The following is a 25,306-nucleotide window of genomic DNA, read 5'->3' on the forward strand; positions in this document are numbered from 1 at the left end:
CGCTTATGATTTAATACGTAAGCGGCATTTCTGTTTAATCAATCAGATAACAAATCAAGGAATTCAAATGGCTTTGAATATCATACGGAAGTTGATGCTTTCCAGCTTTTTATGTTTCACCGCTGCTGCGGCATCGGCTGAGACGTTTGTATTCACTGCGATCCCGGATGAAGACGAAACCAAACTGGTCGAGCGTTTTCGTGGAGTAGCGGATTACCTTTCCGAGCAACTTGATGTGGACGTTCGCTACATTCCCGTGAAGTCCTATGCAGCTGCCGTTTCAGCATTCCGTAATAATCAGGTTCAGCTTGCATGGTTTGGTGGCCTTTCGGGAGTTCAGGCCCGCAGACTGGTGCCAGGCTCTGAAGCCATAGCTCAAGGCGTGGAAGATGAAGCGTTCGAAACCTACTTTATTGCCAATTCCAACACAGGTATTGCGCCAGCTGATGAACTTTCAGATCTGAAAGATGAGCTACAGGGTAAAACCTTTACCTTCGGTTCCAAGGGCTCGACGTCTGGCAGGCTGATGCCAGAGTTCTATGTGCGCGACACTTTTGGCTCAAAGCCTGAGGACTTTTTCTCACGTGTCGGCTTCAGTGGTAACCACACACGCACTCTTCGACTTGTTGAAGCAGGCACCTACGAAGTAGGTGCGCTCAACTTTCAGGTTTGGGAGAAAGAGCTGAGCGACGGAAACATTGATACCGATGCGGTTCAGGTGATCTGGAAAACACCGGCTTACCCGGACTATCAATGGACGATTCGTGGTGATGTAAACGATCGTTTTGGGGAAGGTTTCAAGCAACGCGTTACAGAGGCGCTTTTGAATCTCGATAACCCGGAGCTTCTGGAAAGCTTTCCACGTTCAGGATTCATTCCCGCCTCAAACGACGATTATGAGCCGATTCGTAAAACAGCCGAAGAGATCGGAATCCTCGATTGATGTCGGGTTTTGATCTTTCTGGCCTGACGGCATCATTTAGCGGTAAGCGGGTCATTGGCCCGCTTTCGCTAAAGGTTAATCCTGGTGACAAAATCGCTCTGGTGGGAAAAAGCGGCGCGGGCAAGTCCACGCTGATTCGCTTGATTCATGAACGGATTAACAGGAATTCCTCCCTCGTTCCCCAGGACCTGGGCCTGGTTAACGCCCTTTCGGTTTTTCATAACGTATTCATGGGGCAACTGGACAAGCATGCGACCTGGTACAGCACTCTAACGCTTGCCCGGCCCTTCGCCAAAGACAAGGCAGAAGTGCTTAGCCTGCTGGAATCCCTGAGCATGGGTGACAAACTCTGGACACCTGCTGCCTCTCTTTCTGGCGGCCAGCGGCAGCGTGTAGCCGTTGCCCGTGCGCTTTACCGCAACGCGGCCGTTCTGTTGGCAGACGAACCTGTGTCCGCTCTCGATGGCCCCATGGCCAACTCGGTAATGACGCACCTCCGGGGCCGATTCTCAACCAGCGTCATCGCGCTTCACGATGTGGATCTCGCGCTACATTATTGTAACCGGATTGTTGGTATAGAAAGTGGCCAGATTGCTCTGGATCAACCAACCGAGAATCTTGCCGCTACAGACATAATGTCTCTCTACTAGGTAACACGGGCCGTTTCATGTTCGCTTCCCCAACGGTTCGTATCAGCTTCATTTTCCTGGCCATCGCCCTGGTCGGATTGCTCTTTGCGGATATTGCCATCACCGCATCCAACCCATGGCGGGATTTGGGCAACTTCTTTCTGGGAATTGTCACTCCCAATTTTTTCAGTAGTGAAGGGTTACTGACAGCACTACTGCGAACCGTCGCTTTCGCATTCGTTGGTGTTGCACTTGGCAGTTTTTTTGGCTTCTTGTTGGCGCTGGTTTATCAGTCTCTGCCCGTGCGTATCTTCTGTGCGTTTATCCGTGCCATTCACGAACTTTTCTGGGCATTGATCTTCCTTCAGTTTTTTGGCTTTCATCCACTCACCGGCGTTTTGGCCATCGCTATCCCCTACGCCGGGATTTTTGCCAAGGTATATTCGGAAATACTCGAAGAGGCTGATCCAGAGCCTGGACGAGCCCTGCCGCCGGGCACGGGGAACATTGTTGCCTTCCTTTATACCCGAATTCCGGACTGCTGGGTGAAGATGCGAACCTATACAGCCTACCGACTGGAATGCGGCCTGCGTTCCAGTGCCATTCTCGGCTTTGTTGGCCTGCCTACACTAGGTTTCTATCTTGAGGCGTCATTTTCACAGGGCCTGTATTCAGACGCCGGCGCAATGCTGATTCTGTTCTATGTACTGATTGCCACCATGCCCCTTTGGGTGCGTCCAAAGCTGCTTCCCATCTATCTTCTTGGGGCCCCTTTCTTTCTCGGTGAGGGGTTGCCCATTGTCTGGGGTAACGTACTTAGGTTCTTCACCGAAGATATAGTTCCAGCACCATTGCGTAATGGTGAAGGCCTGGCAGGGCTTACGCCCTGGCTGAACGACCTGATGATCAATGAAGCTATGCCCGGCATCTGGAATACTGTTGTGCTAACGCAGATTGCGCTGGTCGCTACAGGTATTCTTTCGCTGCTTGCATTCCCTCTGATCTCCAATCATTTCGGCGGGCCTATGAGGCGTAGCGCCGGCCATGTAGCTCTGGTTATTGTACGCTCGACGCCTGAGTACATTCTGGCCTACATTCTACTGCAACTCTGGGGGCCCTCGATGCTGCCAGCGGTGGTTGCTCTGGCACTCCACAATGGCGGAATCATCGGGCACCTGATCGGAAGGCAGACCAATTCCCTCAAGCTCCGCCCGGATGCGCCAACCGGCTTTAACCGGTACACCTGGGAGCTGGTGCCCCGGGTGTACCGTTCATTCCTGGCATTTCTTTTCTACCGGTGGGAAATCATCATGCGGGAAACAGCCATCCTCGGGATTCTTGGCATTTATACGCTCGGGTTTTATGTCGACAGTGCCATTCAGAACATCCGGTTTGACCGAGCGATGGTACTGATCCTGGTAACCGCCCTGCTCAACATCGGCGTGGATGCTCTTGGGCGTTATATTCGCCGCAAACTGGCTCTGCAAACCCTGCCTAACTGCTGATTCACTGATTAGCGATCTGTCCTGGCTCTATAGAACCGGGCCTATAGTTGCGATCACGTTGTGCCAGATTCTTTGGTAATAATGCCAGCCCAGAACCCCAGGCAAATCGACGACTTCAGAGCGGCTTATATAGGTCTGTTGGCGTTCTTTGATCGCAAGAGTGATCTCTTCATCCTGAAGAAGGATGTTGTTTTCGTAATTCAGATCGAAGCTGCGTAAATCCAGATTTGAAGATCCAATCAGGCTGACCTTGCTGTCGATTGTGAGGGTTTTTGCATGAAGAAGGCCCCCCTTGAATTCATGAATAACACACCCTGCATCCAGCAGACGATGGTAATAGCTTCGGCTTGCAGCCGCCACGATCCAACTGTCGTTTACCTTGGGAAAGATCAGTGAAACCGCGACACCGCGATGAGCAGCCGCGCACAGAGCCTCCAGAACCGTCGCATCCGGAACAAAGTAAGGTGTGGAGAGTGTCATTTCGGTTTGGGCACAGGCTATCAGATTGGCGAAGAGCTGTGGCGTGGCGCCGTGACGCTCGGTTGGCCCCACGCCCATTACCTGTGCCGGGAAACCACCTGTCGCTGGTGCGGAAGATAACGAAATACAATCCAGGGATTGGTTGGTAGCTTGCATCCAGTCACTCGCAAACAACAACTGGTTCTGTGCAACAACGGGCCCGGTGAACCGCAGCATGATATCAACCCAGGGCGCGTACTTTGATTTGATCAGAAACTCGGGGTCAGCCGAGTTGCGACTACCACAGTAGGTTATCCGTGAATCGATTACTGTGATTTTCCGGTGATTACGAAGATCCAGCCGGCTGGTGAGAATTGTGCGGATAGGATGCTTAAGTGATAGTGCAACAGCAAGATGAACGCCAGCGTCTCTCATGCGTTTCCACAGCAGGGAATTGATCATTGCCCGCGACCCAAGGCCGTCAGCCATAGCCCTGCAAGTAACCCCCCTTCGCGCTGCGCGGATCAGCGCTTCGGCTATGGTGTGGCCGGTATTATCATCGAGCCAGATGTAATACAGCACATGCACATGATCTGTGGCTGCATCAATATCCGAAACCATTCGCGTGAGCGTCTCTTCTCCGTCAGCCATGAGTTCAGCGGCGTTGCCCGCCGAAGGATAGAACCTGTTGATTGAACCTGCGTAGCGAAAGGCCGGCCGATAGACCGGCTCAATCAGTTGTTCAGTGTTCGCGGCCTCACCCATAAACCACGAGGCTTTCGACCGGATTTCCTCAAAGATTTCTTTATGACGTCTGTCCGCGCGATGGCCAAGATCAATTTCACCGAACAGAAAGTAAATGGCACTGCCAAAATAAGGCAACACATTCAAAACGATAAACCAGGCCAGCCGTCCCGGAGGCGAAAGGTCATCACGCAGCAGAATTCGGACAGTAAACGTTATTACCAGAAGTGTGTGGAGCACCAGAATAATGGTCATCGGACTCCTTTTAAGGATACAAAACCCATCGTGACTTCATCAGCCTCCACGCCGCTTTTACTGCAAACGCACTGATATAAGCTACTTCGATTGTTTGTTGCAGTGCTCCAGTGCCCAGTCATTCCCCAGCTGAACGCTCTCCACCTGATCTGGCTTGTCCACAGGGACTCCCGCCAAGTCCGGGCGGGTAAATGCACCCTCCTCCGTAGAAACCATAGAATCTACATCAACAGAAAGAACCAGATAAGTGACGCCCCCTGAAACAACTCTGGCTCTTTGTGCCAGCCCGAAGACAAAGCGGCAGTAGTCCAGCTTCAGTTGCATCAGATCCTGTTCGGCTTTGCGGATCTTTCGCATCAACACTTTTTGTACACTTTCACCGTAATCCATCACGTTTTCTCAGAGTTTGAATCAATTTAAGGGCGTGGGTTATGTTGAGCCTGGAATGTCAGTTTCAATGGGGTTGGTTCCGAGAGTGCATTCTGGCCTGCTTGCAAGTCAATGCGCCACACCATTTCGGAGTCTATGGTGCAGAAAGGTGCGGTAAAGTGAGCGGAATAACTACCATCTTTCTCACTCCGCAGCGGAACCGGATACTCTCCCATGTACATGGATTCGCCGCGTAATACTGCAAGGAACCGATCCGGTGCTGCTGGGGCGATAACCCTTAGCTCATATTCTGTGCCCTGCCCCTTATCGCCTATAGTTTTCAGTTCCACCTGCCATTGGCCAGATTCAGCCTCCCAATCACAGGGCCCTGAAAGGAGGTCGCAAGCGGGCAAGTCGGTATCAGTGGCTTTGTTTTCTGTGGTCTGCATCCAGGTGGGGCCAAATACAATGACTGAAATCAGACCCAAGATGAAACCTACAACCACAATCGCTCGTAACATACCCACACCCAGTTAAAACAGTTGAGGCATTATGGACACTATCTGCCTCAATTCAAAAATTTCTAAACCGGCGCCAGACATGAGAAAATGCTGCGCTTTCATTTACGACCCATCTTCTGGAACAGGATACACCCGTGCAGCCGGATATTTCTGTTAAGAACCTCAACAAGGTTTACGAGAGCGGTTTTCAGGCCCTCAAGAATATCAACCTGGAAATAAACCGCGGCGAGATTTTTGCTCTGCTCGGCCCCAATGGTGCGGGCAAAACCACGATGATCAGTATCATCTGTGGCATCACCAACCTGTCGTCCGGCGAGGTCAAAGCCGGAGGTCATGACATCGTAAAGCAATACCGCAAAGCCCGCGAAACCATCGGGCTGGTGCCACAGGAGCTCAATACCGATTCCTTTGAAACTGTCTGGAATGCGGTGTCTTTCAGCCGTGGCCTGTTCGGCAAAGCGCCCAATCCTGCCCATATTGAAAAGGTGCTAAGGGATCTTTCGCTGTGGGACAAGCGCAACAGTCGCATTATGACCCTCTCCGGCGGCATGAAACGCCGGCTGATGATCGCCAAGGCCCTCTCTCACGAGCCGCGGATACTATTCCTGGATGAACCCACAGCGGGTGTAGACGTTGAACTACGCCGTGATATGTGGGAGATGGTCCGCAAGCTTCGGGAAGACGGCGTAACCATCATTCTCACGACTCATTACATCGAAGAAGCGGAAGAAATGGCAGACCGTATCGGGGTTATTCGGCAGGGCGAAATCATCCTCGTGGAAGACAAAAGCCTGCTGATGAGCAAACTTGGTAAGAAAGAACTCCGCCTGCAACTTCAGCACAAGCTCGACAAAGTGCCCGGCGAGCTCACCCTGGAACCGGTGGAATTGTCAGAGGATGGCTATGAATTGATTTACACCTTTGATTCGCAACAGGAACAAGCTGGCGTGGCGCGTTTGCTGCGCACCCTCGGCGACATAGGCATTGAGTACCGCGATCTGCGTACCCGGGAGAGCTCCCTGGAAGAGATTTTTGTCGGCCTGGTGCATGAAAAAACCGCAGGCTAACTGGAGAAAGGCATGAATTTTTACGGTGTTAAAGCCATCTATAACTTTGAAATGTCCCGCATGCGGCGCACCCTGATGCAAAGCGTACTTTCGCCGGTCATCTCTACCTGTCTGTATTTTGTTGTCTTTGGCTCGGCTATTGGGTCTCGCATGGGTGAGATCGATAACATCGATTACGGTGCATACATCATTCCGGGGCTGGTTATGCTGTCTCTGTTGATGCAGAGCATCTCCAACGCCTCTTTCGGTATCTATATGCCGAAATTCTCGGGCACGATCTACGAGGTGCTTTCTGCCCCTGTATCCTATGTTGAAGTCGTGCTGGGCTACGTGGGTGCAGCCGCCACCAAATCAGTGATTCTGGGGTTGATAATCCTTGCCACGGCCAAGCTGTTTGTAGACTACAGCGTACTGCACCCGTTCTGGATGTTTTCCTTCCTTATACTGACGGCAGTAACGTTCAGCCTGTTCGGCTTTATCATTGGTATCTGGGCCGACGGCTTCGAAAAGCTTCAGATTGTTCCCATGATGATTGTGACCCCGCTGACCTTCCTTGGCGGCACTTTTTACTCCATCGATATGCTGCCTGAAATCTGGCAGACCATCAGCCTGTTCAATCCGGTGGTCTACCTTATCAGCGGTTTTCGCTGGGCGTTTTATGGTGTTTCGGATGTACACGTGGGTATTAGCGTAGGCATGACCCTGCTATTCCTGGCGGCTTGTATGGGGGGCATCTGGTGGATATTCAAAACCGGCTACCGGCTTCGCTCCTGATGAATTACCGGTGCGCCCTGCTCTTTCTTGCCCTTGTTCTGGCGGGATGTTCCGCCAGCACCGATGCGGAGCCCACGGCAGACCTGCCGGTTTTGAAAGGCTGTTTCGTCACCGATACTCGCACAATCAATGTCAGCCTTGAACTTGTTGCAACACCGCAAGAGCGACGCAAGGGCTTGATGGGGAGAGAGTCTCTGGGAGCCAGCTCAGGCATGCTGTTTGAGTATCAGCAAAGCCAGAGCCCGGATCATGGCTTCTGGATGTACCAAACCCTCATCCCGCTGGATATTGCTTACCTCGACGAGAAGGGTTCAATCGGAAGTATCAGGCAGATGGTGCCCTGCACCTCCAGGGATGGCTCCCGATGCCCCAGCTATCCATCTGGCGTTGCGTTCATTTCCGCAGTAGAAATGAACGCGGGATTTTTTGAGGCAAATGGCATCGGTTTGGGAGACACCCTCAAACTGGAAAAACAGGACTGCAAGCCTCGCTAGCAGTCCTTCCAGTCTGGCTTGCGTTTATCCAGAAACGCACATATGCCCTCTCGAGCATCATCGGCACGCATATTTTCAGCCATTACCTCAGCCGTATAGTCATAAGCATCGGACAGCGACATCTCCAGTTGCTGGTAGAAAGCGCCCTTACCTATCTTCAGTGTATGCCCGGATTTTTCTGCAATTGTACGAGCCATCGTGTAAACCGTTTCATCCAGCAGTGTTTCATCAACAATACGGTTAACCAGCCCAAGCTGCTCCGCGCGCGCAGCACTTATCAGCTCCCCGGTAAGGAGCATCTCCATGGCATGCTTGCGGGAAACATTGCGGGACAAGGCCACCATAGGAGTTGAACAGAACAGCCCGATGTTTACACCCGGCGTAGCAAAACGCGCGGAATCCGCCGCAACAGCCAGATCACAGCTGGCTACCAACTGACACCCCGCCGCCGTTGCCACACCCGCTACTCTCGCAATGACCGGTTTCGGCAAATTGACAACCTGCTGCATGACCGCACTGCACCGCCTGAATAGCGCCAATTGGAACTCATTGCTGTCCAGCTCCTCACGGATTTCCTTTAGATCGTGCCCGGCACAAAAAACCTTGCCCTCGGCCGCAATAACCACCACACGTGTCGTGTCGTCAGTTGCCAAGACCTTAAGCGCATCAGAGAGCGCTCCCAACATCGCCATGGAAAGACTGTTTCGTCGGTCAGGCTGGTTCAATGTGAGAGTGGTTATGCCATTTTCGTCAGTATGCTTTAGCAGCAGGTCCGTCACGATTCACTACCTCTTTTTGTTGGAAGCCAGAGCTATAGAGCCATCCAGTATCGGACAGCGTGCGCTGGCTGTCGAAGCGACTTTTGTAGAATGCAAATCAAAGGGTTGTTAACATCCGAAAGCGCCCATAGGTCTGTACCTATAGCAACGAATTCAGAAATGGAGGAGCCAATGTTCAACTCCAATTTACTCAAAGCCATTCTCACAGCGGCCATTATTGGTGGCGGCATTTACGTGCTCATGATTGATGAGCCAGCGGTACCAACGGGCGATATCAATAGGATTCAGACCGCCCCAGAGCCTTGAGTTAGCGTTTTGCGTATTTGCTTGAGCTCACGCCGGCGCGCCGGAGAAACCTTTGGATAGGCAATCGGGAGACTCTTGAACGTGTTAATAATGATCTGAGCGATCATTAGTCGAGCGTTTTTCTTGTCATCGGCGGGTATCACATACCATGGCGACTCGTCGGTACTGGTATTGCTCAGGCAATGTTCATAGGCCCGCATATAGTCATCCCAGTATTTCCGCTCTTCAATATCGGCCATGCTGAGCTTCCAGTTTTTATCCGGGTTATCAATGCGATCAATAAAGCGCTTCCGCTGCTCGTCTTTCGAGAGGTGCAGGAAAAACTTGCAGATATGCGTCCCGTTGCGATGTAAATGAGCTTCCATGTCGCTGATAGATTGGTACCGGCCCTCCCAGATAGTGCATTCGTCGAGTAATCCATCGGGCAGGTTCTGGCTATGGAGGATATCGTGGTGCACCCGCACGATCAGCACTTCTTCGTAATAGGAACGGTTAAAAATACCAATATGGCCACGTTCCGGCAGTGCTTTATTTGTGCGCCAGAGAAAGTCGTGGTCGAGCTCCTTGGCGCTGGGGTGTTGGAAGCTGGAAACCTGGCAGCCCTGGGGGTTGACGCCAGACATCACGTGCCTGATAGCCCCATCTTTGCCGGCTGCATCCATCGCTTGAAAAATAAACAGCACCGCATGACGGTTAGAGGCATAGTGTTTTTTTTGCAGCTCACTCAACTCAGACACCTGACTTTCGAGAAGCTCTTTATAATCTTTTTTGGATTTGTAAAAAGGTTTCACCTTGGTGGGCCACTGACCAAGCTCTACAACCTCTTCTTCTTTGACGCGGAATCGATTCGTATCGAACTTGACCTTCATTGATAGTGCGCTCCCGATCCTCAGTGATTAGTAACCATCTCTGACTGACGTCTATAGAAATTTAATGAAAGCTCCAGGCGATTCTGACAGGAGCTTTTTCGCCATTTTGTGGGATTGTTTTTGAAACCCCAAAAGCCTTTTAGTTATAAGACTCTCTACCAGCTCCCAATGTGAATCATCAATACCCAGGGCGTCCCGATGTTCAGTCAGGAACTCCAGCAAGACGGCCTGGTCATTGGCCAACCCCTGGACCTCAGTCAACTTCTGGAGATTAGCAACTATGGGCTTGATGCTTTTACCAAACACCGGCTTAAGAACCCTCAGACAATAAAACAGGTCCTTGGAACGTTTTCGGAATCGGTGAAAGCTTTCGATGTCATCCGATCCATTGGCGATTTTCTCTGCATCGCGTGTTTTCTGGTAGATAGTTTTAAGGTTTGGGAGCAGCTCGGCCAGAGATTTCGCAAGGTCCCGCCCCCCAAACATATCACTCTTTTCAACCACATCCAGAGCAAGTTCCAGAAATGTATCCCTGCTCTTGTTATCAGGAATAGCCGGTTCGGGCGACAATGAAAGAAACCTGGCTAGGCTCACGAATGCTTTACGTTGAAGACGCGGGGTCTCACTTACAAGATTTTGCCAGGTCTGCTCCCGAACCAGGTGGTCGCGATGGCCCGAGAGTTTGCTAGAAAGTGAGCGATAGAAATCCTGCCAATAGCTGAATTCACGCTCCCCCAATTGAGGCCGCAGCAATCTCAGTATCCCACGTATCTCCTTGCAGCCTTTGCGTGCCTCATGGATCCCGGTTTCCGGGTCGCGGACGGCCCGTAAAAGAGCGAGTGCAATATCATCATTGATAGACTGAAGCAGCCTGCAAAGGTGCTTGTTCAAGCTTCCATCAGAGCTGAGACGATATCGCATACCTCCTCCTCTAACTCTCCCAGTTGCTGGCAGGAATTCGCTGTATATGAATGTGACTGATGAGTCGGATGGTCGGGCGAACCAGAAACTGAAAGCTACCAATAATAAACAGCCAGACAGCCGACTTCTCGTGCTCGGGAAACAGAAACAGAATACTGCCCACCAGAAACCAGATAGCGATAAAGAAGTCATTGATGATACTGATTAATTCGTAACGGCGACGAATGACCAGCTCTTCGTTCCCAAACTTCAGGGTAAGTGGGTTGTCGGTGCGGTCTTCATCCATTCGGTCAAGGTCTCCTTTCAGACGGCAGCGTAACGTTTGATGCACTTCTATTGATACGTAAGGCCCCTGTTTAGCAAGGTTCATGTAGGACAGCGGACTAAAGCTGTTGGTTATGTGGTACGCGGGCCAAACATAATAATAGCCATACCCACCAACGCAACGAAAGACCCAACCAAATCCCAAACCGTTGGGCGAATCCCATCAACAGCCCAAAGCCACATAATCGCCATAAAAATATACACACCGCCATACGCAGCATAGACCCTGCCAGAAGCGGTTGGATGGAGCGACAGTAACCACGCAAATGCTGCAAGGCTCAACGCACCTGGCACCAAAAGCCAGATGGTTTTGCCCTCACGAAGCCAGAGGTAAGGCAAATAGCAACCAACGATCTCTGCCAATGCGGTGACAAGAAAAAGGCCGACTGTTTTCAGCTCAGGCAACGAAATTCCCCTGTTGGCAGTAACACATAACCCTGAGCAAAGCGGCGCCCCGACAGGGGCATCCGGTGTAGGCCGCAGGCCGGAACGAACTTAATTGGCAGGTTTGGCGCACTACGCACTCCCCCTCAACTGAGCGGCAATGTACGGCCCGACGGCCGTTGCGACGAGAACAACTGGCCAGACGTTGCCACCTTTGAACGTATAAGCCGCAAGCAGCTCGGGCCACGATTTGCCTTGCCAGAGCCCAAACGAAATCTCAAAAATGAGTGTGAGTGCGAGCCAGCCCAACCCAATGGCCCAGAGCTGAACGGGGCGACGAACTTGCAGCCAAGGAAGCGATAAGTACGCGACACCGATGATCAAGGTTGAAAGCAACAACCCGCTTAGCACAAGAGCTGCCGGGGTTCCGAGGAACGGTATAAGTACGAATTCACGCAGTACTCCATTGGCAATTGCTAAAACAAGGATGCTGGCCCAAATCACCAATGCCTTTGAAGCGACTGCCGTAAGCATCGATTGCTCCTATAGCGTCTAACGGTGATTAGACCGCGTTCCGCGGTAGTGCAGAAGAGTATGTTCAACATAATGACGCATTCTGCTTTCTACCACGGAGCCTTAATCTTTCATTTTAACAGAAGCTTAGCTCACTCCACCTGGTATCACCACGTCATCGAGTTACTTCCTCAAAAGAGCATCTCTGGAAAGCTGTTGTTCGAAAGCAAACGGGAATACGTCTGTAAACAGGATAGAACTGAAGGGAACTGGTTTGGAATTGAGGCTTTGTGGGATGGTGGTTTTAATGGTGCTCCGGGCCACCATCGAACTCCATTCATAAATCAGATAGTTAGCAGAAGAGACTGACAGTTGTACAAGCAGGTGTACAAAATCCCGGAAGCAAGGTCTAGCGGGGGCTGGGCGCCAGTTTGAAGTCCTCATCTACCGTAAGGTCATCATCAAGATCTAGCTTTTTACAGAGTGAATTTGGATTGTCATCTGCCCATGGTTCGATCCGCATCAACTTCTGAGAACACCAAGTCTCAGCATCGAGATTCGTCGACATCACGGAGTGAGAGACTCCCAAGTCCTTCCCATCCCTCTCTACAAACACTGTGCCGGTAACAAACAACGGCCCAAAGAATTCGTGGTGATCTACAGGATTTCCATTGGTATCAACGTATTGGACATTGTGAGGAATACGACTTTTCTCGGCTGCCACACTACAAAAGGCAGTCTTGTGACCGCCGATTTCAAATTGAGTTTTATGGAGCAGCAATAGGACACAGACCGTTATTTTGTCTGATAGTCCCTCAAAGACCAGGGGGTCAAAGTCTATTCTATTTTTCTTCAGAACCCCGATGAGATCATGGATGAGATCATCTTGAGTAAATGCAGCTCTGCCGCTAATAAAACTCATTACGTACTGAATAGCTTTTAAAGTATTTCCATTTATTCCTTCTTTACTCCAAATTACGAGCCCTGACTCAGCATCCTCTTTGAAATGTTTTTTGATCCGCTTTACCAGTCTTTCAGGATTAACATTGAACTTTTCTTTGAGAGCACCCTTTTCGCATTTCCCTACTTGGAGAATCATCAGCTTCTTTATCCAAATGGGAAACGGCTTGGATAGATCGAGACTTTTTTTCGTTGCATTAAACTCCAGAAAAAACCTCATAGACAGGTACATGTTCTCGAGAGATTGTTTTGCGAGGCCACGATCCCGATTGTCATTGTGAGCCACAAAGTCAGCGATCTCTCTGAAAACCGAGAAGCCGTATGAGTAAGCCCTAAGTTTCATAAACAGGCTGTCAACGTCATTCTCATCGAAGTTCCCTGATTCAATTCGAGTCACAAGCTTCTGCGTCTTTATCTTTTCAACTGACTTCACTGAGGCACCATTCCCTGTAGGGTTTTGAGATTTGAGGGCGGAGCCCTTTCGCCCTAATGAGTCAAACTACTCAGTAGTCGGAGAATCGTCAAAACCGCTTGATTCGGAAAGGGGATTTAGTGGCATTCTCTCGATTCCGGATAAAAGCATCGAACCCGCACGTTACGGATACCAAGGACAAAAGCGCATGAATGCCCATGAATCCGGTGTTTCAAGCTATTTCCGTAGCGAGAATGATCTACGCCTTGATCTTTGCTTGTACACCGAACTGGGTGTACACCGAGGTGTACATAGTGAGCTCTACTAGAATCCAAAAATCTAGTTGCTGGAATCGTAACTCATTGATTTTATCGATTTAAGAAGTTGGAGAGCTGCACTTAAGACGCTGATTTTAAAGGGATTTTTCTCAATGGTGCTCCGGGCCGGAATCGAACCGGCACGACCGTGAGGTCGAGAGATTTTAAGTCTCTTGTGTCTACCAATTTCACCACCGGAGCAATCGGGGGAGGTTTTGAGCGCCAGAATTGTATAAGGCCTTGGGCGATAACGCAATTCAAAACACCGCCAGCGATGACACTAACGGTGTGTGAAGGCTATTCAGCGCTAAAAGTGCGTGGCCGCAACGCGTCTGGCTTCAAGAAGTCTTTTTCACCGCCAAGATTATCGTGGTCTCCGAGCAGTTTGCCGTTAACCTCTAACCCGTAGTTTGTGTATTTATGAAAAGTGTCGAGGTATTTTTCCCGGGTCTCCTTCACATTGCCGGTATAGCGGGGGTCCTGCGGCCGCTCGTGGCTGTTGATGTAGGAGGCAACATCCCAGGATTCCTGGCCAGTCAGGCTGTTAGGCTGGCCCAGTGGCATATTGTGCTTTATGAATGAAGACAAGGTGAAGTTGCGCGAGATTCCGGCACCCCAGTTGTAAGAGGTATCGCCCCATAACGGCGGGAAGACAACTTCTCCATTCTGCACAAGGCCGCTGCCATCTGCGGCATGGCAGATGCTGCAGTTTGCCTCATAAATCTGCTTGCCACGCTCAAAGCTCATACCTTTTTCAGGTTCCGGGAGTTTTGGAAAGCCACGGCCATACATGGATTTGCCGCTTTGATACATTGGCACCCCTTTAGCGAGCCACTGATGATACGCAGCGAGCGCAAGCATATTGTCACTGCCATACTCTGGCGGCTTGCCATTCATCGAAAATGAGAAACAGCCAACAATCCGCTCCTCAAGGCTATTTACGTGATCGTTTTTCGTACGATAGTTCGGTAAAACGACAGCTGCCGGCCAGACTGGCGCAGAGAACGGCTGACGCCCTTCCCCCAGATGGCAGCTGCTACAGTTCATGCCGTTAAACACGTTCTTGCCCCGCAATTGCTGGGTGTTAACGAACAAGTCGTGTCCACGCCTGATAACGCGCTTCAACTCCGGGTGCAGGTTGCTTTTCTCCAGATCGTCCATGGTTGGCGGCACATGCACGAACTGCCCTTCTTCAGGTTGAGGGATATTGGTGGGCACTCGATGTTCGGTGTTTGCTGCTTGAAGAGTAAAGCTGAGCACTCCGGCTGCAACCGCCAATGACAGGCTGCTCTTTGTGAATAGGCCGTCCATTAGTATGTCCTCCCTTACTTTGCTGGCTTGGCAGGCTGACGCGACAACCAGGCTGAAACTGCAACGATGTCTTCATCATCAAGGCGCTCAGCAATGGCTAGCATAAGGTGCTGTGGGTCATTGTCCCGCTTACCACTTTTCCAGGCGCGTAACTGGTCAGCAATATAGCCCGCATGTTGACCGGCAATGCCCGGAAAATGATCGCCTGCTCCCTGGTTATCGGAGCCATGGCAGCTGCTACATGGAACGATGTAACGGTTCCAGTCGCCATCAGTCGCAAGCTTTTCGCCACGCGCCAGTTGCTCGTCGGTAGCCTTCTCCCCGCCTTTGCCTTCGTTCGGCGGAAGCTGGCTGTAATATACGGCGACGTCCTTAAGCTGCTGTTCATTCAGCATATCGACGAATGGATTCATTGTAGGGCTTTTGCGCGTGCCCTCTTTTATATCTAGCAGTTGCTTGTACAGATAACTGGCATTCAGCCCCGCTAATTTCGGCCAGGATTCGCCGCCGGGGATATTCATGCCCGAACCATCGGGCTGGTGGCAAGACTGGCACACGGCTACCGCTTGCTTCCCTGCCACAGGATCGCCTTCAACTGCATGCGCTGCCGTCAAGCTGAAAGTCAGGATTGTAAAGGCTGTAATTACTTGGCTTTTCATGCCCACTTTCGTTACTCCTTTTTCTTTTTCAGTAAAGAACTTCTGCCGTCCTTAAGTCGATTTCCGGGCGATGCCTTTATAAATATAGCCGGCTATTTTCGGAGCCTTGGGAATATAGAGGTTTTGCAGTTCAATCAATTCAAATCCAGCGTGGCGGATGAGATCTGCAATATGTCGGTTTAGATGGCAACCACCGGCCAGTTTCTTCCAGCCGGGTGTAATTCTGTGTTGCCACTTCCGGGTATGCTCGTGGGGGGATTCGCCATGCTCAAGAAACAGGAGTTCGCCTCCTGGTTTCAGCACCCGCTTCATCTGAAGAAGCGCCGCATTCCAATCGGGTATGGTGCAAAGCGTAAACGTAAGGAGAATGGTGTCTATGCTGTTATCGGCCAGTGGGATCTGCTCTCCCGGAAGGCCAAGCCACTCAACATGTATCGGCGAGCGCTTCAGATTTGGAAGTGCTTTACGTCGCATGCCCTCAGAGGGTTCAAGGCCGTAGATCATTTCAACCTTGTCGGGGTTATAAAATTCCAGGTTAACGCCCGAACCCATTCCCACTTCCAGAACACGACCTTTGGCGAGCGGCACCAGCTGGCTCCGCAGCTTCATGAGCTGGCCCATCGAGCAGGCCCGGTCTATGATGTGAGGGAGAATTCGCTCTTCGTAAAAACTCATGTTTTTTACCATAGTTGTTTTTAGTCAACGAGTGCGACAATCTGCCCTATCCATTTTGCTAACATATCGAGTAGCATGACAGCCATCTGCCGGTAATAACAATATAACAATTAATGCTAAGGCAGCGGCTGAGCGGGTATGCTGCGCTCGTTTGTTGTTACATTAACATTACCGAGGTGTTCCTGTGGAACTAGATCCTCTTATCCTGTCGCGAATTCAGTTCGCGTTTGTCGTATCGTTTCATGCGATTTTTCCGGTGTTCACCATCGGTCTGGCATCCTATATTGCCGTGCTCGAGGGGCTTTCGTTCAAAACGAAGAATCCGGTATGGGCAAAATTGTCGTCTTTCTGGACGACCGTTTTTGCCGTTGTGTTTGGCATGGGTGTCGTGTCTGGCATAGTTATGTCTTTCCAGTTTGGTACCAACTGGAGTAATTTCTCTCAGGCTTCGGCCAACTTCCTCGGGCCCATGCTGAGTTATGAGGTAATTACGGCCTTCTTCCTCGAAGCCGCATTCCTTGGCGTGTTGCTGTTTGGTAGGGATCGTGTGCCCCCGGGCGTGCATTTGTTCGCTGCGATTATGGTTGCTACAGGCACGTTCATTTCTTCTTTCTGGATTCTCTCTGCCAACAGTTGGATGCAAACCCCTGCGGGCACGGAACTTCGGGACGGCGTTTTTCACGTAACTTCCTGGAGCGAGGCGATCTTCAACCCATCATTCCAGTACCGTTTTGCCCATAAAGTGATTGCGTCTTTCCTGACCGGTGGTTTTGTTGTAGCTGGTGTCAGTGCGTGGTATCTGCTCAAGGGTCGTGAAGTGGAGGCTAACCGCAAAGCACTGTCTATGTGCCTCTGGATGCTGTTAATTCTCGCCCCAACCCAACTGGTTGTCGGTGATTTTCACGGGCTTAACACCCTTGAACACCAACCGATGAAAGTGGCTGCAATGGAAGGAAACTGGGAAACATCAGACAATGTTCCCTTGCTGCTATTCGCGATTCCAGATCAGGAAAACCAGACTAACCTCTTCGAAATCGGGGTTCCGGGGCTGGCCAGCCTTATTCTCACCCATGACATGGATGGGGTAATTCCCGGCCTTAAGGAGGTCCCGGTTGAAGAGCAGCCACCGGTTGCAATCGTTTTCTGGTCGTTCCGGATTATGGTTGGTCTCGGAATGCTGATGATCTTGTTTGCATTTACTGGGTTGGCGCTGCGGCCCGGTGGTCGACTCTGGCGCGCACGCTGGTTTCTACAAGGACTGCGCTTCATGAGCGTAGCGCCGTTCATCGCGGTTCTCACGGGTTGGTTCGTCACTGAGGTGGGGCGTGCTCCCTGGCTCGTCTACGGCCAGATGACCCAGGCCGAAGCGGTCACCCCGTCGCTGACTGGTGGTATGGCATTGTTCACATTGATTGGCTACGTGGTGGTCTATTCGCTCGTGTTCTCTGCTGGTGTCTATTACCTGATGCGTGTCCTGTATGAGGGCATGGAAAACAATCCTCATGAGCCGGACACTCAGAGTGAACGACCCAAACGGCCGTTCTCGGCAGCCCATACTACGTTTGAGCTTCACGACCAAAACGAGCAGTCAGCCAAACAGGGAGGGCTTTTATAATGGAACTGTTTGACCTCGCATTAATCTGGGCGTTTATTATCGGTTTTGGCGTCATCATGTATGTGTTGATGGATGGCTTCGATCTGGGTGTGGGTATTCTTTTTCCCTTTGCTCCATCGGAACAGGATCGCGACACCATGATGAACACGGTCGCGCCTGTATGGGACGGCAACGAAACCTGGCTGGTACTCGGGGGCGCTGGCCTTCTGGGTGCATTTCCCCTGGTATACAGTGTTTTGTTACCGGCACTGTACATCGGTGTTTTCCTGATGCTCGCTGGCCTGATTTTCCGTGGCATTGCGTTTGAGTTCCGCTTCAAAGCACGTACTTCGCGCTATCTGTGGAACTGGGCCTTTGCCGGAGGTTCCACGATTGCCGCGTTTGCTCAGGGTGTGGTTGTAGGCACCTACATTCAGGGTTACGAGACTGCAAACGGCGTATATGTAGGTGGCGCCCTGGATTGGCTCACGCCGTTTACTGTACTGACAGGCCTCGGTCTGGTTGCAGGCTATGCTCTGCTTGGCTCTACCTGGCTGATCATGAAGACCGAAGGACGGCTGCAGGAATGGGCTTACAAGATCACCCTGCCCTTGCTTGGAGCGATACTGGTAATCTTCGGTATTATCAGTGTGTGGACGCCCTTCATTGACGATATGGTGCGTGAGCGCTGGTTTAGCAATCTCAGTATAATCTGGGTGCTGCCGGTACTGACTCTTTTGTGTGCTATCCAGATTTTCCGCTCAGTGCGTAATCGGTTGGAAGGTATGCCGTTCGTAGCAACTATGGGGTTATTTATAACGACCTACCTGGGGCTTATCGTCAGTCGTTGGCCTTATCTTATCCCTCCTGATTACACTGTTTGGGATGCAGCTTCCGCCTACAACTCGCAGCTGTTCCTGCTGTTAGGCTTGCTGATCGTGATTCCATTTGTGCTGGTTTACACCGCATGGACCTATTGGGTATTCCGGGGCAAGGTACGGGCTGGCGAGGGTTATCACTAAGTGACTGAAACGCAGGTCGAGAGCAGTGCTGTCCGGCGCTGGCTCTCGGATCTCGCCAAAGGGAACCGGCGGTGGATCCAGGGCTCGGTTGCTGCCGGCACACTGGCTGGTTTCGCCACTATTATCCAAATGGTGTTTCTGGCCAGGATTGTTCACCTTGGTGTGATTGAAAATGCGTCAGCTTCCATGCTGGCGCCTCTTTTTGCGGGCCTGGTGCTGGCAATAACTCTACGGGCTATTGCTCAGGGTGTGCAGACCCATCTTGCGGCAAGATGTAGCGAGCAGGTCCGACGAACTGCCCGCCGCCAGATACACAGGTATTGGCGTAACAGCGGCCCTCTCGCGCTGGGGCAAACGTCTGCAGGTAGTCTGGCGCGGGAATGGATCGACCACGTTGATGCTCTGCACGGCTATTTTGCCCGCTTCCTTCCGCAGATGACGTTATCCCTCATTGTGCCTTTGATAATTCTGCTGCTTGTCTTCTATCTGGACTGGCTCGCGGGAATTTTCCTGCTCCTTTCCGCCCCGCTGATCCCTCTTTTTATGGCACTTGTGGGTATGGGTGCGGAAAAGCTTAACCAACAGCATTTTGAAGTCATCAGCCGGCTGTCTGGCCAGTTTCTTGATAAGGTTCGAGGGCTGACCACGCTGCAGTTGTTCGGACAAACAGAAAGCGCCGCAGAAGTGATCCAACAAAGATCAGATCACTATCGCAGGGTTACGCTGAAAACTCTTCGTATCGCATTTCTTTCTTCAGCAGTTCTGGAGTTTTTTGCTTCTGTCGCCATTGCAGTGATTGCTATCTATATCGGTTTTGGTCTTCTGGGTTATATCACTTATGGACCATCCCAGGATTTGACACTTTTCTCCGGCCTTTTGATTTTGCTGCTCGCACCAGAGTTCTTCCAGCCCTTACGCACGCTTTCTCAGTACTATCATGACCGCGCAGCAGCTCTTGGCGCTGGCGCTGAGATTCTGGCACGACTGGGTGATGAACAAACCGCTTCGCCTGCTGCAGATCACGACGTTGAAGAATCCGATAACGACCTTTCATTCGTTACGCCTGCTGTTGATAGCGGTTCGATTCAGCTGAGCGACGTGTCACTGGCATTCCGTGCGGACCACCCTGTCCTTTCGAATATTGGACTGACTGTTGCGAAAGGTGATGTGATCGCCCTTACCGGCCCTTCCGGCAGCGGTAAATCCACACTCTTGCATCTTCTGGCAGGATTTCTTGCACCCGACAGTGGCGATATCAAGGTATTTGGAAAGCCAGCAGGAACCTTTGCCTTCGGTTGGCTCGGCCAGACCGGTTTTCTGGTTCACGGCACCTGGGCAGACAACCTGCGGCTAACCAGCCCGAATGTATCCGATGTGGCCATTGAAACCGCTCTGAGCAACGTTGGTCTTGGCCCATTGCTTGAGAGCCGGGATCAAGGTATCCACAGCAAGGTTTCAGAAGACGGGCAAGGGCTTTCCGGGGGCCAGGCCCGGCGCCTCAGCCTGGCCAGAATTTTCGTTGCTGACTATGATTTGATTCTTCTTGATGAGCCCACTGCCGGACTCGATAGCGACACTGAAATATTTGTTCTCGAAGCTCTGCGCAAGCTTGCTCTGGCCGGCAAGACACTGATTTTTTCCACCCATCACCATGCACTGCTGGCGCTCGCCAATCGAGTGCTGCTGGTTTCAGGCGGAGAGGTCAGAGATGTTTGAGCTCAAACCCTGGTTAAAGCTGATCGGTGCACGTCCTACAAGACTTTTTATCGGTGCCCTGTTGATGCTGGCCGCCCTGCTCTCAGGTCTCGGCCTGCTGGCGCTCTCGGGCTGGTTTATAACGGAAACCGCTCTGGTCGGTATTCTTTTGGCTGCCAGTTTGCCCGCCACGGTCAACTTGTATGTTCCCGGTGGCGGGATCAGGTTTTTTGCGGTATCACGCACGGTTTCCCGTTATTTGGAGCGGCTCTATAACCACGACACCGTATTGAGGCTGTTAACGGATATTCGCGTGGCTCTGTTTCGCAAACTGTCTTCTGTTGGCCGAGGCCAGCGACGGGAGCTAACAGGTGCTCAGTGGCTTTCGCGACTGACCAGCGATGTGGATGCACTGGATACTCTATACCTGCGCCTGATAGCTCCGGCCGCTCTCGCGGCTTTGGTTACCTTGCTGGTCGTGGTACTGGCATCGGTGCTTTTTAATATCCGGATTGCCGCCGGAATCGGCCTTATACTCGTAGCAGCTTTCGGCATCGCAACCCTCGCTACATATACGCGTACAGTGAAGATTTCGTCTCGCCAGAGTGATCAGCAGGAATCACTGAGAACTGCGGTTGTTGAGCACCTGGAAGGTTTCGCCGAACTCACTGCCGCCGGGCGCACAGGCAAACATGGTGCCTGGCTCATGCGGCAAGCGCACCAATCGTCGTCGGAGCAGGTAAAGGCGGATTCACGTATTGGCTGGCACCAGGCCGGTTCGAATCTGTTGATTAATCTGTCGGCGGTTTTTGCGCTCTGGGCTGGTTTTGGGCTGTTTCGTTCAGGGGAGGTTTCCGGGCCAGTTCTGGTTTTACTACCTATTGTTCTGCTCGGGCTTGCAGAAGTCTACAGCATGCTACCTGAAGCATTTGGGAAGCTGGGAGCCACGCAAGCCTCTGCCGCGCGACTAAACCGTGACTGCCGGCAAGCGGATAGCGTACCAGCTGCTGGCGAGGTGATAGCCCTGCCGGTGAACACCGCCCTGCTAGTGAAGAATCTTGCGGTAAAGTACCCTGATCATGCGCCGCTATTTACACATTTTGATCTCCAGATCCAAGCAGGTGAACGAGTCGGTATTCTTGGACATTCTGGTAGCGGGAAGTCATCGCTTGGGGATGTTTTTGCTGGGCTTCTGACGCCTTCTAACGGTTTTTGCAGCAGCCTGCCCTGTGCTTACCTCACACAGAAAACCGTGTTGTTTGAGGATACGCTACGGGCAAATCTGCTTTTAGGAGATCCTGAAGCAAGTGACGCACAGCTCTGGCGTGTTCTGGAACTGGTTGACCTGGCAGACCGCTTCCAGACGGAGAGGGACCAGCTGGATACCTGGTTAGGGAGTTCAGGTAGCCGGCTTTCAGGCGGTGAAGCGCGCCGTGTAGCCCTTGCGCGGGTGCTTTTGAGCTCTGAGCCTCTGGTGATTCTGGATGAGCCATTTACCGGCGTTGATGCAGCTACACGGGAAAGAATAACCCCTTTAATTGATGCCTGGCTGGAAGGTAGAACGGTGATTAGTCTGGCACACGGGCCGGACGCCCTGCCGGGCACCGACCGTGTGCTTTACCTGGGAGTTTGATTCGGCAAGCTTAACGGGTCTCAACCACCTCAAAGGTAAGGCCGGCTTTGCTGGTCAAGCGCTCAAGCAATTTGTCGCTTAGCGCTGATGCCGGTGTCCAGAAACCGCCCGGTTGCTCAGCAGGGACATCGAATGCCAGGCACATACCAGCTTCGCCCAGCATTTTGCTGGTGGAGCCGTAACCTGGGTCAGCATCGCCAGTTACCTTGGTGATCATGGTTTTTCCGTCCTGGGTGCGCCCTACAAAGCGAATGTCGTAGAATCCCGCTTTCTGATCCTCAGGAGTCGGCCCTTCACCGGGCTGAGGTACAAATTTCTCCACCAGCCAGCGAGTGGGCTTTATTGCAGATGCCGTAAAAAAGCCTGCCAGTCCAGCTGTTATACCGTAAGCCGCCAGACGACCCTTGGTGCCACGGCCGGTCATCATGGCCTCATCGTATGTAAATTCCTTACCGTACCTGGCATTTTGCATGGCGTTTGAGCGGTGAACTATGCGGGTGTTGATAGCGCCCATAACAAACGGTGCCAGCCATGCGTTGAATGTCTTATCGAACTCCGCTCCCTTTAGACTCGGTTGGCGAACCTTCGAGCGGTGTTCAGGCGGGCAGATAGAGAACGGGTTAGCCAGTTCCTTGCGAAGTTTCGGATCCGCGGCAGCCTCTTTGGCTATATTGATCATCGAGGCAACGGTGCCACCGGAAAGCCCGCCTTTTGCGACCTTCACCCGCATACGTACGTCCTGGCAAGTTTCACCAAAGGTCTTTTCGGCCTGTTGCTGCAAGAAGTACACGCCCATATCCGAAGGAATGGAATCAAAACCGCAGCAATGAACGATCCGCGCCCCAGATTTTTTGGCCTGGTCCTCATAGCGCTCCACCATGCGACGAATCCACTGAACTTCACCAGTCAGGTCGCAATAGTCAGTGCCTGTTTCCACGCAGGCCTTAACCAAAGGCTCTCCGTACAACGCATAAGGGCCAACCGTTGAGATCACCACGCGGGTTTGTTCGCACATGGACGTCAGCGCTTTATCGTCAGTCGCATCTGCGATGATCACCGGCAGTTCAGCGGCACCGGTTCCTAAATCAGACTTGAGCGAACTGAGTTTAGATTCGGAACGGCCGGCAATCGCCCATCGGACCTCCCCGGTAATACCGTATGACTCGAACAGATATTGCGTAAGAATCTGTCCAACGAAGCTTGTAGCACCGAATATAACCAGGTCGTAAGTGGTTCCTGTTGATTTGCTCATTGCCCGTCCTTTTATGCGTTTTACGCGCATTATCTACTGAATGTCGTATTGATTCGATGTTAACAGTTTTGAGCCTGTGATCTAACTTCACATTTACAGCCGTGGAGGCGTCGTCACGGCCAATCGCACAGCCCGTTGTATAAGGCACACTGCTGAATATCGTTTGTATAAATACCCGGAGATACGAATTGGCCACTTTCCTCCTGATACTAAGTTTACTTCTAGTCATTTTCAGCGGCGTGCTTTGCTTGCAAGTTATAGAGCAGCGCAAGATCATAACAAGCATGATGGCCGGAATTGACGAGAAGGACACTGCCCCGGGTATGGAGAAAGAGCCAGAGTTGATCCTTACGCTGAAAGTACTCAATCCGATTGATGTGGCCAAACGTGAGTCTCGTTCTGCGCGGCTGCTAGCAGACAAGCTCCCGGTGATGGTCCGTAAAATGGTCTATCAGGGTGTGATGAAAGAGCTGGAAGAAGAAATGATCCAAAGAAACATCGACGTAGAAATGAATATTGAGTATCGCTAGGAGAACCCCACTTTGACGTTTCAGTTAGCTCTGGCAATACTTTTTCTGGCGCTCGCATCCGGCACCCTTTGCTACGGGTTCTGGCAGCATCATCGCTCCAGAATGCTGATACGCAGGCTGAACTCCTACCATATCGCGACCAACAGCGCTGTTCAGAAACGCCGCATGGATATCTACGAGGTTCGCAACCGAGCCAAAATTCTGGAAGACACTGTATCCGGCGGTGCCAGGGCAGTTGAAAAGGTGCACAGAGTCATTTCCAATACCACGTTCAGCCTGGTTGACCATTTTTCAAAAGATGATCAGTTCCGGCAAGGCGCACAAAAAGCCCGAAAGACCCACGATGAGGCCAGCAAACAGGTCTACCGCGCGGTGCGCACGACAAACAAAGCCATACACATTCTCGCCGACACTCTCTTTATAACGAAAGCGGAAAAGCGGGCCCTGTTACGTAAGGCTCCCCCCACAGAGGCGCCGAAAAACGACCATTAGGCTGGAATGCTGGTCAGATTTTTCTGATACGTTTTATGGTGGCATCTACTGTGACGTTTAACGATTCGATTTCCGCCGCGCGGGACAGGCCTTCTGCACTTGCCCGATACAGGTGTGGTGTCATGGCTAACAGGTGAGCTATGGCACCTTTGTCGGGGAGCGTGAGGCTATAGCGAACGGAGGACGTCTCCACCGTTTTATAGCCATTCGGTGCAATTTCCGGCTGCTTTCTGGCCTCTTTCAGCTCCGGGTATATAATGCTTCGCAGTTCAATCAGATGATCCGACCCTGCATCTACCTGGACTATCTCGCCGCCCGGCCTCAATACTCGGGCAAATTCCTGATAAACGGGAAAACCGAACAGGCACAAGATTCGATCGAGCGTTTCAGGTAACACCGGCAGATTGGCATTGCTTCCAACAACCCAGGCTGGTGTTTTGTCCTGTTTGGCGGCGGATAGGACTGCCCACTTGGAGATATCCAGCCCGATAAGAGAGAGAGTTGCGGTTTCCGGCGCCTTTTCAGCGAGATACCGCATGTAGTATCCCTCTCCGCACCCGGCATCGAGACAGCTTAAGGAAGATTCACTGCCGCCAGTTTCATGGAACACGGCGTTACCCACAGCTTCTGCTATTGGCTGATAGAACCCTGAGTTCAAAAACCTTCGGCGAGCTGCAACCATTTCCTTGTTATCGCCTGGATCTTTAGAGCGTTTGTTCTGTACAGGGAGAAGGTTGATATAACCCTGCCGGGCAATATCAAAACTGTGCCCGGCACCGCATTGCCAGCTTCTCTCGTTCCGTTGCAATGCAGAACCGTCAATTGGGCAGGCAAGAGCTTCAAACGGTCTGATGATCATGCGCGGTATCCGGGGTTTCAAGCGGGTTACAGGGACGTG

General features: G+C 51.8%; 28 protein-coding genes and 1 tRNA gene. 13 read left to right on the forward strand and 16 right to left on the reverse strand.

What is annotated here, in order from left to right; translation table 11 throughout:
• Window positions 1-67 precede the first annotated feature (67 nt).
• From Q4501_RS09355 to Q4501_RS09365, 3 genes are read left to right on the forward strand one after another with little or no spacing between them, the layout of a single operon-like run.
• A complete protein-coding gene (locus Q4501_RS09355; protein WP_303595952.1) occupies window positions 68-943 on the forward strand; it encodes a putative selenate ABC transporter substrate-binding protein in 876 nt (291 codons plus the stop codon).
• Window positions 943-1,593 (forward strand): ATP-binding cassette domain-containing protein, encoded by a 651-nt coding sequence (locus tag Q4501_RS09360; protein WP_303595953.1) that lies wholly within the window; start codon window positions 943-945, stop codon window positions 1,591-1,593. The genes Q4501_RS09355 and Q4501_RS09360 overlap by 1 nt, the downstream gene beginning before the upstream one ends.
• Before the next feature lie 17 nt (window positions 1,594-1,610).
• Window positions 1,611-3,077: an ABC transporter permease gene (locus Q4501_RS09365; RefSeq protein WP_303595954.1), complete on the forward strand. Its 1,467-nt coding sequence runs from the start codon at window positions 1,611-1,613 to the stop codon at window positions 3,075-3,077.
• A 27-nt stretch (window positions 3,078-3,104) separates the two neighbouring features.
• Here the strand turns inward: Q4501_RS09365 and cls are convergent, their stop codons facing one another.
• From cls to Q4501_RS09380, 3 genes are all read right to left on the reverse strand, one after another.
• Window positions 3,105-4,535, reverse strand: a complete 1,431-nt coding sequence (gene cls / locus Q4501_RS09370) for a cardiolipin synthase (RefSeq protein WP_303595955.1) — start codon at window positions 4,533-4,535, stop codon at window positions 3,105-3,107.
• 81 nt (window positions 4,536-4,616) lie between these two features.
• On the reverse strand, window positions 4,617-4,925 hold the full coding sequence (locus Q4501_RS09375; RefSeq protein ID WP_303595956.1) for a hypothetical protein: 309 nt from the start codon (window positions 4,923-4,925) through the stop codon (window positions 4,617-4,619).
• Between the two features lie 26 nt (window positions 4,926-4,951).
• On the reverse strand, window positions 4,952-5,425 hold the full coding sequence (locus Q4501_RS09380; protein ID WP_303595957.1) for a hypothetical protein: 474 nt from the start codon (window positions 5,423-5,425) through the stop codon (window positions 4,952-4,954).
• A gap of 134 nt (window positions 5,426-5,559) precedes the next feature.
• Here Q4501_RS09380 and Q4501_RS09385 point away from each other — a divergent pair, with 134 nt between their 5' ends.
• Genes Q4501_RS09385 through Q4501_RS09395 form a run of 3 tightly spaced genes read left to right on the forward strand, consistent with a single transcriptional unit; the run spans window position 5,560 to window position 7,760 of the window.
• Window positions 5,560-6,492: an ABC transporter ATP-binding protein gene (locus tag Q4501_RS09385; protein ID WP_303595958.1), complete on the forward strand. Its 933-nt coding sequence runs from the start codon at window positions 5,560-5,562 to the stop codon at window positions 6,490-6,492.
• Window positions 6,493-6,504: 12 nt separating this feature from the next.
• Window positions 6,505-7,266, forward strand: coding sequence for an ABC transporter permease (locus Q4501_RS09390; protein ID WP_303595959.1), 762 nt, complete (start codon window positions 6,505-6,507; stop codon window positions 7,264-7,266).
• Window positions 7,230-7,760: a DUF192 domain-containing protein gene (locus tag Q4501_RS09395; protein ID WP_303595960.1), complete on the forward strand. Its 531-nt coding sequence runs from the start codon at window positions 7,230-7,232 to the stop codon at window positions 7,758-7,760. The genes Q4501_RS09390 and Q4501_RS09395 overlap by 37 nt, the downstream gene beginning before the upstream one ends.
• Here the strand turns inward: Q4501_RS09395 and Q4501_RS09400 are convergent.
• Window positions 7,757-8,539, reverse strand: a complete 783-nt coding sequence (locus tag Q4501_RS09400) for an enoyl-CoA hydratase (protein ID WP_303595961.1) — start codon at window positions 8,537-8,539, stop codon at window positions 7,757-7,759. The genes Q4501_RS09395 and Q4501_RS09400 overlap by 4 nt on opposite strands.
• Before the next feature lie 171 nt (window positions 8,540-8,710).
• Between Q4501_RS09400 and Q4501_RS09405 the strand changes: the two genes are divergently transcribed.
• Window positions 8,711-8,845 (forward strand): hypothetical protein, encoded by a 135-nt coding sequence (locus tag Q4501_RS09405; protein WP_303595962.1) that lies wholly within the window; start codon window positions 8,711-8,713, stop codon window positions 8,843-8,845.
• On the opposite strand, the gene Q4501_RS09410 is transcribed toward Q4501_RS09405, so the two are convergent.
• The 10 genes from Q4501_RS09410 to Q4501_RS09455 all read right to left on the reverse strand — a co-directional run bounded on the left by Q4501_RS09410 (window position 8,824) and on the right by Q4501_RS09455 (window position 16,190).
• Entirely contained in the window at window positions 8,824-9,714 is an 891-nt protein-coding gene (locus Q4501_RS09410; RefSeq protein WP_303595963.1) for an ADP-polyphosphate phosphotransferase, read from the reverse strand. The two genes, Q4501_RS09405 and Q4501_RS09410, sit on opposite strands and share 22 nt — an antisense overlap.
• Before the next feature lie 51 nt (window positions 9,715-9,765).
• Window positions 9,766-10,635: a CHAD domain-containing protein gene (locus Q4501_RS09415; protein ID WP_303595964.1), complete on the reverse strand. Its 870-nt coding sequence runs from the start codon at window positions 10,633-10,635 to the stop codon at window positions 9,766-9,768.
• A gap of 10 nt (window positions 10,636-10,645) precedes the next feature.
• Complete coding sequence (locus tag Q4501_RS09420; protein ID WP_303595965.1) at window positions 10,646-10,921, reverse strand: YrhK family protein; 276 nt, start codon at window positions 10,919-10,921, stop codon at window positions 10,646-10,648.
• A 110-nt stretch (window positions 10,922-11,031) separates the two neighbouring features.
• Entirely contained in the window at window positions 11,032-11,364 is a 333-nt protein-coding gene (locus Q4501_RS09425; protein WP_303595966.1) for a YnfA family protein, read from the reverse strand.
• Between the two features lie 111 nt (window positions 11,365-11,475).
• A complete protein-coding gene (locus Q4501_RS09430; RefSeq protein WP_303595967.1) occupies window positions 11,476-11,877 on the reverse strand; it encodes a hypothetical protein in 402 nt (133 codons plus the stop codon).
• A gap of 388 nt (window positions 11,878-12,265) precedes the next feature.
• The gene (locus Q4501_RS09435) at window positions 12,266-13,249 is read right to left on the reverse strand and encodes a hypothetical protein (RefSeq protein WP_303595968.1); all 984 of its coding nucleotides are present in this window, start codon (window positions 13,247-13,249) and stop codon (window positions 12,266-12,268) included.
• Window positions 13,250-13,659: 410 nt separating this feature from the next.
• Window positions 13,660-13,746, reverse strand: a tRNA-Leu gene (locus Q4501_RS09440).
• Between the two features lie 96 nt (window positions 13,747-13,842).
• Window positions 13,843-14,856 (reverse strand): c-type cytochrome, encoded by a 1,014-nt coding sequence (locus Q4501_RS09445; protein WP_303595969.1) that lies wholly within the window; start codon window positions 14,854-14,856, stop codon window positions 13,843-13,845.
• A gap of 14 nt (window positions 14,857-14,870) precedes the next feature.
• Window positions 14,871-15,515 (reverse strand): cytochrome c, encoded by a 645-nt coding sequence (locus tag Q4501_RS09450; RefSeq protein ID WP_303596195.1) that lies wholly within the window; start codon window positions 15,513-15,515, stop codon window positions 14,871-14,873.
• Window positions 15,516-15,566: 51 nt separating this feature from the next.
• On the reverse strand, window positions 15,567-16,190 hold the full coding sequence (locus tag Q4501_RS09455; RefSeq protein ID WP_303595970.1) for a class I SAM-dependent methyltransferase: 624 nt from the start codon (window positions 16,188-16,190) through the stop codon (window positions 15,567-15,569).
• 184 nt (window positions 16,191-16,374) lie between these two features.
• On the opposite strand from Q4501_RS09455, the gene Q4501_RS09460 reads away from it, so the two are divergent.
• The 4 genes from Q4501_RS09460 to cydC are packed head-to-tail and all read left to right on the forward strand — an operon-like array spanning window position 16,375 to window position 22,134.
• Entirely contained in the window at window positions 16,375-17,805 is a 1,431-nt protein-coding gene (locus tag Q4501_RS09460) for a cytochrome ubiquinol oxidase subunit I (RefSeq protein ID WP_303595971.1), read from the forward strand.
• Complete coding sequence (gene cydB, locus Q4501_RS09465; RefSeq protein WP_303595972.1) at window positions 17,805-18,806, forward strand: cytochrome d ubiquinol oxidase subunit II; 1,002 nt, start codon at window positions 17,805-17,807, stop codon at window positions 18,804-18,806. Before Q4501_RS09460 ends, cydB begins: the two co-directional genes overlap by 1 nt.
• Window positions 18,807-20,522, forward strand: coding sequence for a thiol reductant ABC exporter subunit CydD (gene cydD, locus Q4501_RS09470; protein WP_303595973.1), 1,716 nt, complete (start codon window positions 18,807-18,809; stop codon window positions 20,520-20,522).
• Window positions 20,515-22,134: a thiol reductant ABC exporter subunit CydC gene (gene cydC, locus Q4501_RS09475; protein WP_303595974.1), complete on the forward strand. Its 1,620-nt coding sequence runs from the start codon at window positions 20,515-20,517 to the stop codon at window positions 22,132-22,134. The genes cydD and cydC overlap by 8 nt, the downstream gene beginning before the upstream one ends.
• Before the next feature lie 10 nt (window positions 22,135-22,144).
• Here the strand turns inward: cydC and Q4501_RS09480 are convergent, their stop codons facing one another.
• The gene (locus tag Q4501_RS09480; RefSeq protein WP_303595975.1) at window positions 22,145-23,386 is read right to left on the reverse strand and encodes a trans-acting enoyl reductase family protein; all 1,242 of its coding nucleotides are present in this window, start codon (window positions 23,384-23,386) and stop codon (window positions 22,145-22,147) included.
• 239 nt (window positions 23,387-23,625) lie between these two features.
• Here Q4501_RS09480 and Q4501_RS09485 point away from each other — a divergent pair, with 239 nt between their 5' ends.
• Complete coding sequence (locus tag Q4501_RS09485) at window positions 23,626-23,916, forward strand: hypothetical protein (RefSeq protein WP_303596196.1); 291 nt, start codon at window positions 23,626-23,628, stop codon at window positions 23,914-23,916.
• Window positions 23,917-23,928: 12 nt separating this feature from the next.
• Complete coding sequence (locus Q4501_RS09490) at window positions 23,929-24,408, forward strand: hypothetical protein (RefSeq protein ID WP_303595976.1); 480 nt, start codon at window positions 23,929-23,931, stop codon at window positions 24,406-24,408.
• A 13-nt stretch (window positions 24,409-24,421) separates the two neighbouring features.
• Here Q4501_RS09490 and Q4501_RS09495 read toward each other — a convergent pair whose 3' ends face one another.
• Window positions 24,422-25,267 (reverse strand): putative RNA methyltransferase, encoded by an 846-nt coding sequence (locus Q4501_RS09495; RefSeq protein ID WP_303595977.1) that lies wholly within the window; start codon window positions 25,265-25,267, stop codon window positions 24,422-24,424.
• Window positions 25,268-25,306 lie beyond the last annotated feature (39 nt).

Origin of the sequence: Marinobacter sp. 2_MG-2023 (genome assembly GCF_030546935.1) — a bacterium.
In the GTDB taxonomy this organism is placed as follows: domain Bacteria; phylum Pseudomonadota; class Gammaproteobacteria; order Pseudomonadales; family Oleiphilaceae; genus Marinobacter.